This is a genomic window from Pseudomonas sp. Pse35 (assembly GCF_024519715.1).
GTDB lineage: Bacteria > Pseudomonadota > Gammaproteobacteria > Pseudomonadales > Pseudomonadaceae > Aquipseudomonas > Aquipseudomonas paracarnis.
This window is the reverse complement of sequence record NZ_JALJRP010000018.1, coordinates 110,606-119,628: the sequence shown is the minus strand read 5'-3', so window position 1 is coordinate 119,628 and position 9,023 is coordinate 110,606. Positions and strand designations below refer to the sequence as shown.

The following is a 9,023-nucleotide window of genomic DNA, read 5'->3' as shown; positions in this document are numbered from 1 at the left end:
GCCTAAGATCAAAAGCAGATCAAGAGCGGCTCGCTTCGCATCGTGGTTACCGTTGGTCGGTATAGAGCGGTATATCGGGCAAATGGGCCAACTGACCCACCGCTATCGCAGGCAAGCCAGCTCCCACAGCGGATCGGTGCTTCTAAAGTTGGTTGAGGGGGATTTTCAGGTACGTCACGCCGTTCTCTTCTGCCGGCGGCATATTTCCAGCCCGCACATTTACCTGGATCGCCGGAAGCAACAACGTTGGCATGCCCAATCCAGCATCACGCTGGGTGCGCATCTGTACAAACGCCGCTTCATCCACCCCATCATGCACATGAATATTGCCCGCCCGTTGTTCCGCCACGGTGGTCTGGTACCTGGCCTCACGGCCTTCAGGCGGATAGTCATGACACACATACAGCCTGGTATCGGAGGGGAACGCCAACAGCTTGCGCATCGACGCGTACAACTGCCGCGCATCGCCGCCGGGGAAGTCGCAGCGGGCGGTGCCGACGTCGGGCATGAACAGGGTGTCGCCCACCAGGATCAAGCGGCCGTCGATCAAATAAGCCATGTCCGCCGGGGTGTGTCCGGGCACATGCAACGCCTGGGCCTTCAAGTTGCCGATATGAAAGATTTCATCCGGCGCAAACAGGTGATCGAACTGCGAGCCGTCCACGCGAAATTCCGGCTCGAGGTTGAACAGGTTCTTGAACACGCCCTGCACCTTGCTGATCGACTCGCCTATCGCGATCTTGCCGCCCAAGGTGCGGTGCAGGTAGGGCGCGGCGGACAGGTGGTCGGCATGGGCGTGGGTTTCCAGCAGCCACTGCACGTGCAGGCCATGCTCGCGCACAAAGGCAATCACCTTGTCGGCTTGTGCCGTATCGGTGCGCCCCGAAGCCGGGTCGTAATTGAGCACCGAGTCGACGATGGCGCAGGGGCCGCCATCGGCTTCATAGACGATATAGGTGTAGGTCGACGATGCGTCATCCAGAAAGGCTTGAATCAACGCTGGCATGGCGGCTGTCTCTGCTGAAGAAAAAAGTGGTTACAATCAGTTTACGTTTACACATAATGTTTTGAGCTTAAGTGACTTAAAGGACCCGAGGCAAATGGAATCTACGTTGAGTGAGGGCGAGGTCGCCCAGTTGCGTGCATCGGCGTCCAAGGCCTGTGCCTTGCTCAAGGCCCTGGCCAACGAAGATCGCTTGTTGATCCTGTGCCAGTTGACCCAGGGCGAGCGCAACGTCGGCGAGCTGGAAGCCCTGACCGGCGTACGCCAGCCCACCCTGTCACAACAGTTGGGCATCCTGCGCGATGAAGGGCTGGTCGCCACCCGTCGGGAAGGCAAATACATTTTCTACGGGTTGGCCAGCCACGAAGTGATTCAAGTGATGAAAACCCTGTCCGGGCTGTATTGCGGCGCGGTCATCAAAAGCTGGGCGTGACGCCATCCGGCAGCGACCCTTGTGTGCATTGACTCAAAAAGGCAGTAGACAATGACCGAACAACACTGGGGACCCACCATCAGTGGCGATATCGTAGTCATCGGCGGCGGCTCGGCAGGCATCGGCCTGCTGGCCAGCCTGCTCAAGCGCGACCCGCAGCTGAACATCACCCTCATCGAACCTAACGACTACCACTGCTACCAACCGGCCTGGACCCTGGTCGGCGGCGGCGCTTACGACCTGCACAAGACCCGCCGGCCCCTGGCCGATGTGCTGCCCAATGGCGTCAGCTGGGTGCAGGCCGCCGTCAGCGAACTGTTGCCCGATGAAAACACCCTGGTGCTCGACAGCGGCCAGCGCGTCACCTGGAAGAACCTTATCGTCTGCCCTGGCCTGCGCCTGGCCTGGGAAAAAATCGAAGGCCTGCAAGACACCCTTGGCCAGCACGGTGTCACGTCCAACTACAGCTACGAGCATGCCGCGTACACCTGGCAGTTGGTGCAGCAGCTCAAGGGTGGCAAGGCGTTGTTCACCCAGCCGGCGATGCCGATCAAATGTGCCGGCGCGCCGCAAAAAGCCATGTACCTGTCCTGCGACCACTGGCTCAAGCAGGGCGACCTCAAACACATCGACGTCGAGTTCAACCTGGCCGGTGCGGCGTTGTTCGGTGTGCCAACCTTTGTGCCGCCGCTGATGAAGTACGTCGAAAAATACAACGCTCGCCTGGCGTTCAACTCCAACCTGGTGAAAGTCGACGGCCCGGCGCGCAAAGCCTGGTTTGAAGTCAAAGACGCCGAAGGCAACGCGACGGTCGAAGAGAAAACCTTCGACATGCTCCACGTCGTACCGCCGCAGTTGTCCCCGGACTTTATCCGCCAGAGCTCACTGGCCGACGCCGCCGGCTGGTGCGAAGTGAACCCCCATAGCCTGCAACACCTGCGCTACCCGCATATCTTCGGCCTGGGCGATGTGTGCGGCACCACCAACGCCAAGACGGCGGCAGCGGTGCGCAAGCAAATTGTGGTGGTGGCCGAAAACCTGCTGGCCCTGCGCAAGCAGGCACCTTTGCCGCTCAAATATGACGGCTATGGTTCCTGCCCACTGACGGTGGAGAAGGGCAAGGTGGTGCTGGCCGAGTTTGGCTACGGCGGCACGTTGCTGCCGACCTTTCCCCTCGATCCCACGCAAGCACGCCGTTCGATGTGGTTCCTCAAGGCCACGCTGCTGCCGTGGTTCTACTGGAATGGCATGCTCAAGGGCCGCGAGTGGCTGACCCGTCTGAGCAAGGTGGACTGAATGCTGCTGGCCAGTGTGTTGGGTGTATTGATGGGCCTGGTCATGGGCCTGACTGGCGCGGGCGGCGGCATCCTTGGGGTGCCGGCGCTGGTGCTGGGGCTGGGCTTGACCATGACCCAGGCCGCGCCTGTGTCATTGCTTGCGGTGGGCGCAGCGGCAGCGGTTGGTGCCATTGATGGCTTGCGTCATGGCTTGGTGCGTTACCGTGCAGCGTTACTGATCGCCCTGCTCGGCGCGCTGTTTTCGCCGTTGGGCGTGTTTGTCGCCCACCAACTGTCGGAACCGGTGCTGATGGGTCTGTTCAGCGCGCTGATGGTGCTGGTGGCCTGGCGCATGCTGCAACGGGAAAAGCGCGAGGCTGGGCCGAGTGACCATGGTGCGGCATCGTGGGGCCAGAAAAACTGCATGCTCAACCAGCAGACCGGTCGCCTGGCCTGGACCGCCAAATGCAGCGCCACCCTGGCGGCGTTGGGAGCGGTGACCGGCGCCGTTTCAGGTTTGCTGGGCGTGGGCGGCGGCTTCCTGATCGTGCCGGCGTTCAAGCAACTGACCGACGTGCAGATGCGCGGGATCGTCGCCACGTCGTTAATGGTGGTCAGCCTGCTGTCGCTGATCGGCGTGGCCGGTGCGTTTCATGCGGGCGTGAGCATCGAGCCGGTGGGCTGGGTGTTTATTGGTGCGAGCGTCGTCGGCATGTTGGTGGGAAGGCGGTTGTGTTCGGTGATCCCCGCGCGGGTGTTGCAAGTGGGGTTCGCCAGCCTGTGTGGAGTGGTGGCGATTGGGATGCTAGCCAGCGCGTTGCTCTGACGCTGTACCTGTGCGCTGTCACGAAATCTTGTACTTGGTCAGGAACCTCCTCATTGAGCGCTGACACTCAGTGAACGGCCGCAAGCGCCGAAACGCGCTTTTGCCTGGATGATTCTTCGACTATGCACAGGCGCTTTATGACAATTACCGCAGCACATACGCATTTTTCGCTTCCCTTGGCAGCAGCTGAAAAACGGCCACCGCTTTTGGCCGATGACCTTGAACCGTCGTTGACGCCCCAGCGTCCCAGCCAGAATTTGCCATTACCCAACAGTCCTGTCTTCTCACTGGGCCATTTGGGCGGGGCATTATCCTGGCCAAATCCCTTGAGTGCAGACGAGCAGCGGCGCTTGCGCCTTGCGACGATGAATTACGCACACCCTCTGGGCGACCAACCGCTGGTGATGCAAACCAAGGGTGGCGTACTGGAGTTTCTGCGGTATCGCCAGCCGCTGCCGGCAGAAGTGGGGAGCAACCCGGCCAAAATACTCGAAGCGCTGGTCAATTCCCCGCAAGGGCAACGGATGGGCAACGCGCTGCAGCAAACAATGCAGGGCATTGACAGCGAAAGCAGCGCGAGCGATTACCTACTGGCCGCTATCGCACTGCAGATGGACCCTGAGTCGATCACCGCACCCGATTGCAACAGCGTCGCCGGGTTTGATCTGGGCGGTGACACGCATGGGGGACACCACGCAGCCACGGTGATGGCTGGCTTGGCCGAACATTTGAGTCGTACTGGCAAAACCAGCGCTGCACTGGCAAGTGTCGGCGCGTACCTGTTGCTGGCCAAGTCGGCGCCGCAGTTTCTGATCAAAGACATTCCTGCGACGGTGAAAGTCGGCAGCCAGGCATGGGCGAGCCTGGCGATTGCTGCGATGACGATTGAGGCGCAGACGCCGGGCAAAGTCCCCGGCATGACGTTTGCCCAGGTCATGAGCGAGGCGCAAGAAGCACGGCGGGTTGACCCAGGAGTTACCCAAGCGGCAGAGACGGTGGCATTGCTGGACTGGGCCGTGGCCAGTGGCGTTCTCACAAAAAGACAGAATGGCGACTATCCACCCGCGCAACTTGAATCGGCAAGGGCCGCATTCAACGCCCAGCTGGACACCCGGCTCACTGCCTCCCATGCACTGGATAAGGCATTGCCCACGCGAAAAGAGATCGCCCTGACCAAGCTCAAGGAGCGATTTGGCGACCTTGGCGCGTTTTTCGAGGCGAAAGTATTTGCTGTCGATCAGCACTACGTGAAGATTGAAGGGGGAGGTATTTCACTCTTGGATGTCGCCATGGACGACTGGCTGGAGTCCCGGCCTTTCAAGGCGCACGAACCCAGCAGCTCACTCAAGGGCAACGACCTGCAAAGGGTACTAACGAGTTTGAACGCCAATCGGCAATTTGGCGTGCCGGCAGAATTCGAACGGCAGTTCAGCCGTGCAATGGAGGAAAAAAAGGCCGCCGTCAATACAACGGTCAGGCACATGATCTCGCAACTGCCCTTACAGGATCGCAAGCATTTCGAGTTTGGAAAGGTCAGTTTTTTCCAGGAAGGCTCATACGTCATGGATGGGCATTTCAATAATACGTATGCTCAAAATGAACCAGGGCTGCTGGTCAAGACCGAGCTGCAAGGCACGTCGCACGCCTACGTCATCGACTTCAATAAAGGCACGATTGAAAAAACGAGCCTTTACAGTACAAAGGTTAAGGAAGACAGGGATGGCAACAAGGTTTCGACGACCAAAGTATTCACGCCCAGCCATAAAGCCGATGATCTGGGACGTGAGCGACCGCTGAATAACGCGCCTTGGGATAGCTTTACCAGCGCTCGATCCCATGGGATTGCCACGGCGTTTGTCGAACACTTGGACCTCGACGATCCCGCTATCAAACAGCAGGCCCGTGGGCAAACCGCCTTGGACAAGGCGAACGCACAGCTGAGCGAGTTTTTGTTGAACCTGATCCCGTTCAGGTCCGCCATTATCAATTTTCAGAACGGGCAGTATGGCGCGGGTGCTTTTGACCTCTTGCTGGATGTATTCGGTTTTCTTACCGCCGGCACCGCCACCGCAGGAAAGTTGCTCAAGGTCGGCCGTTCTGCGTTGTCTGCCGGGGCCAAGGCATTGCGGGCGGTCAAGGTCATCGGCGTGGCGGCCATTGACGTACTCAACCCCGTCGGCGGGGTGGGCGATTTGCCCAGGTTGGTGGGTAGCGCTGGTCTCTATGTATTGTCCAAAGGCGTCAAGGCCGTCAACAAGCTCAGGGGCGCCACCGGCAGTTATGACGTGTTGAAGGCGATCAGCAAACAGTACGAGGCCGCCGCAACCGGCACCGTGAAGGTGGCAGGCCAGACGGTGGAGGGGGCCGCGGTGCTCAAGGGTGGCAAGTGGTATGCATTCGATGCCGACGCGATGCGGCCTTATGGCGGCCCGCTCGATGAGTTCAAGGCCGCAACCCAGGCTGTCGACGGTGAGGTGGACACTGCGAGCTTCGATGGGCCAAGTGAGCTGAGCCATGAGCTGTTCGGGCACTTCAAAGTGCCTGAATCCAAAATCGCAGGGCTCACACGCAACAGCCAGGGCGTATATGTGGCAGCCGATGGGCACTCCTCGCACATACGCCATACCGACAGCAACGGTGACACAGCGGTGTATGAGGTGCGCCAGGTGTCGCGCACGGAAGACGGCACCGTGCAGGCCCGGGTTTATCACAACAACCGGCAAACCGAGTTGTTGGTCCAGCATGTACAGGGCGACGAATGGCAACGCCTGGGGGCACCCGGCGGCGGGCAGATCACTGCTGAGCACTTGAAGGCCTGGGAGGCCTTGTCGCCGCAGGAGCAGATAAGGCTGACCCGAAAGGGCTTTGCCAAGCAGAATAAACTCACACAGAAAACCTTTGAGTTTTTCGTAAAGCCAGACGGTCAGTTAACCGATAGCGGCGTGCTCGTGCGTGATCGCCCTGCCAACGCATTCACCGCAAAGGTGACCGAAACGCATGTGCGTGAGTGGAAAAACATGACTCAGGCGCAGCGTGACGAAATGACCCAGGAGGGGTTTGCTGTTCTTCATAACCTTCGGCCGGGTACGTTCAAAACGTATGCGCGCAAGGACGGTACCCTGATGACCCGCGGGGAAACGCTGATCAACTCCTCTGTTCCCACCAAAAGTAACCAGATTACCGATGATCATTTACGCCAGTGGGATGAGCTTTTCAGGCAACCAGGCAACTCATTGACGTCAGCGCAGTTCGTGAGCCAGCACGGGCTCAGCCAACGTAGCTGGGCGCAGTACGTCAACGCGGACGGCTCGTTGAAGGGGGCGGGCGCGCAGCGTCTGGAACGCGCACTGCAAAGCGCCGCACGGGCGTCCGCTGTTCAGGCCCAGACCCCCATGGCCGATCATTTGCGCGCTTGGCAGGCGTTATCATTGGAGCAGCAGCAAAGCCTTACCCCCGCAGGCTTCGCCCGGCAGCAACATCTGCACCCGAAAGTGTTCAATCGCTATGTAAAACCAGATGGTCAGTTGACCGCTATCGGCGTGGCGGTGCGCGACCGTGCACCCAATACGCCATTTTATACCGTGACTGAAACCCATATCCGTGATTGGCAAGACATGCCACAGACGGAGCGTGACGAAATGACGCTCGAGGGGTTTGCCGAGCTTTATCACGTTAATCCAGGCTCGTTCAAAACCCATGTGCGGCGAGACGGTACATTGGGGCCGGTCGGTAGAGAACTGATGGACAGGGTGGTCGGTATTGCCCCTAACAAGATTACCGACGACCACCTTCGCCAGTGGAAAGCCTATTTCGAGGACCCGAATAATGCGATCACGCAAGCGCAGTTCACAAGCGACAACGGGCTCCATCCAGCCACTTGGAGAGACTGGGTCAACGCTGATGGTTCCTTGAAAAAGACCGCCAGCGAACGCCTTGAGCGCGCCGCACTGGGCCCGATCACCCATGTTCCCAGGGCGCGCATGGAGTTGATCACGGCTGGGCATTTGCGCGAGTGGGAGGCGTTGCCGCCCGCGCAGCAACGAAGCCTTACACGCAGGGGCTTTGCTCGCCAGAAACATCTATCCCCGAGAACCTTTGAGTATTACGTGCAGCCTGACGGCAAACTGAGCCCTGCCGGTGTGACGGTGCGCGACCGCTCTGCCAACATGGCGGCGGGCAGGGTGACCGAAACGCATATCGATAGGTGGCAAAAGCTGACTCAGCAGGCGCGTGAGACCATGACCATGGAGGGGTTCGCCGTTCAGCATAACCTGAGTGTGCATTCGTTCAGAGCGTATGTCCGTCCTGATGGTGGCCTGTCGGCGGCCGGCGAAGCCCTGATGAAGAATGTAACCGATGGCGCCTATCGCAGGATTACCGGTGACCTTTTGCGCCAGTGGCAAGCGCTTGCCGAGAGCGCAGACAATTCCGTCACGCAGGCGCAGTTTGTGCAACAGCACAGGCTTAGTCCAGACCTCTGGAGTAAGTACGTGAGAGCGGACGGCTCGTTTACAGCGAACGCCTCGCAACGTCTGGGACGGTTACAGCAAGGCACTGGGCCGCGCCCCGTTCCTGGGCAATCGGTTACGGATAGTCCACGAAAACGCCCCGCATCAGAGCCCTTGGACCCGCCACCATCAAAGGTCGGCGCCGGCACAACGCAAGGCCTGGGGGCCCCAGCCCCCGCTTCGACAGTCCCGCCCGTGGTGATCAAGGTTGAACCCAGCGATTTCCCAACATTGCCTCGTCATCAGATCGACAACACGCTGCCGATTCTGCAGGACCCGGTGAACCCCAGAATCAGCTTGACCCAATCACTCGAAGGCCCGATCGATGACATCCGCATCTCCCACTGGAATGGCGTGCTCGATGGGCTTGATAGCCCGACTAAGGCGAGGGTTTCAGCACAGATCAAGGCGTCGATCAAAGACTGGCTGCGCACCGAAGGCCAGCATCAGACCCGATTTGACGATGCCCTGGAGGTGGTCACGCCGTTGGACGATGGGGGGCCGGCTCGCGGCGCTTCGGTATGGGCGCGGCGCGATATCCCCCAATTTGAAGTGCTTGGCCCTTATGCAGGCAAATACCATGCAGACGAAGCGTCACTGTTCGAGGAGCAGCGCAAGCAAGGTTCGCGAGCTGTAATGACTTACCTGTTCGGTACGCGCTCGGGTACCCGGACGGTGAGCGGCCTGCACACTGGCAACACCCTGAGCCTGATCAATACCTCGCAACTGGGCGAGGGGCCTGCGTGGATGTCCAACAATGTCGTGTCCATCGCGGTCGGGAAAAACCTGACGTTCTATGTGGCGCTCAAGGACATCAAGAGAGGCGAGGAGCTACTGCTGGACTATGGACCGTTCTATAAGCCGGTGCCTGATATAGCGATCAAGCCGGACCCTGATCGCTGAGTTCAAGCGCTGGGCGAAGGGGCAAGACAAATGATGCCGGGCAGTGGGCGCCATTTGACTGTGCCCCATTGAC

Annotated in this window: 5 protein-coding genes; 4 read left to right on the top strand and 1 reads right to left on the bottom strand. The window is 59.7% G+C overall.

The window, feature by feature from the left end; translation table 11 throughout:
* Positions 1-142: 142 nt before the first annotated feature.
* Complete coding sequence (locus OC445_RS16645; protein WP_198790570.1) at positions 143-1,006, bottom strand: MBL fold metallo-hydrolase; 864 nt, start codon at positions 1,004-1,006, stop codon at positions 143-145.
* A gap of 94 nt (positions 1,007-1,100) precedes the next feature.
* On the opposite strand from OC445_RS16645, the gene OC445_RS16640 reads away from it, so the two are divergent.
* The 4 genes from OC445_RS16640 to OC445_RS16625 all read left to right on the top strand — a co-directional run bounded on the left by OC445_RS16640 (position 1,101) and on the right by OC445_RS16625 (position 8,950).
* On the top strand, positions 1,101-1,436 hold the full coding sequence (locus OC445_RS16640; protein ID WP_003174875.1) for an ArsR/SmtB family transcription factor: 336 nt from the start codon (positions 1,101-1,103) through the stop codon (positions 1,434-1,436).
* Positions 1,437-1,487: 51 nt separating this feature from the next.
* Positions 1,488-2,732 carry an FAD/NAD(P)-binding oxidoreductase gene (locus OC445_RS16635; RefSeq protein WP_198790569.1) on the top strand — a complete coding sequence of 415 codons (1,245 nt, stop codon included), beginning with the start codon at positions 1,488-1,490 and terminating at the stop codon, positions 2,730-2,732.
* Positions 2,733-3,539, top strand: a complete 807-nt coding sequence (locus OC445_RS16630) for a sulfite exporter TauE/SafE family protein (RefSeq protein WP_262020223.1) — start codon at positions 2,733-2,735, stop codon at positions 3,537-3,539.
* A 137-nt stretch (positions 3,540-3,676) separates the two neighbouring features.
* A complete protein-coding gene (locus OC445_RS16625) occupies positions 3,677-8,950 on the top strand; it encodes an SET domain-containing protein-lysine N-methyltransferase (protein WP_262020222.1) in 5,274 nt (1,757 codons plus the stop codon).
* Positions 8,951-9,023: the final 73 nt, after the last annotated feature.

Excerpts from the sequence above, each read along its gene's own strand:
- OC445_RS16645 (WP_198790570.1), bottom strand. The coding sequence starts at position 1,006 with ATGCCAGCGTTGATTCAAGCCTTTCTGGATGACGCATCGTCGACCTAC.
- OC445_RS16640 (WP_003174875.1), top strand. The coding sequence starts at position 1,101 with ATGGAATCTACGTTGAGTGAGGGCGAGGTCGCCCAGTTGCGTGCATCG.
- OC445_RS16635 (WP_198790569.1), top strand. The coding sequence starts at position 1,488 with ATGACCGAACAACACTGGGGACCCACCATCAGTGGCGATATCGTAGTC.
- OC445_RS16630 (WP_262020223.1), top strand. The coding sequence starts at position 2,733 with ATGCTGCTGGCCAGTGTGTTGGGTGTATTGATGGGCCTGGTCATGGGC.
- OC445_RS16625 (WP_262020222.1), top strand. The coding sequence starts at position 3,677 with ATGACAATTACCGCAGCACATACGCATTTTTCGCTTCCCTTGGCAGCA.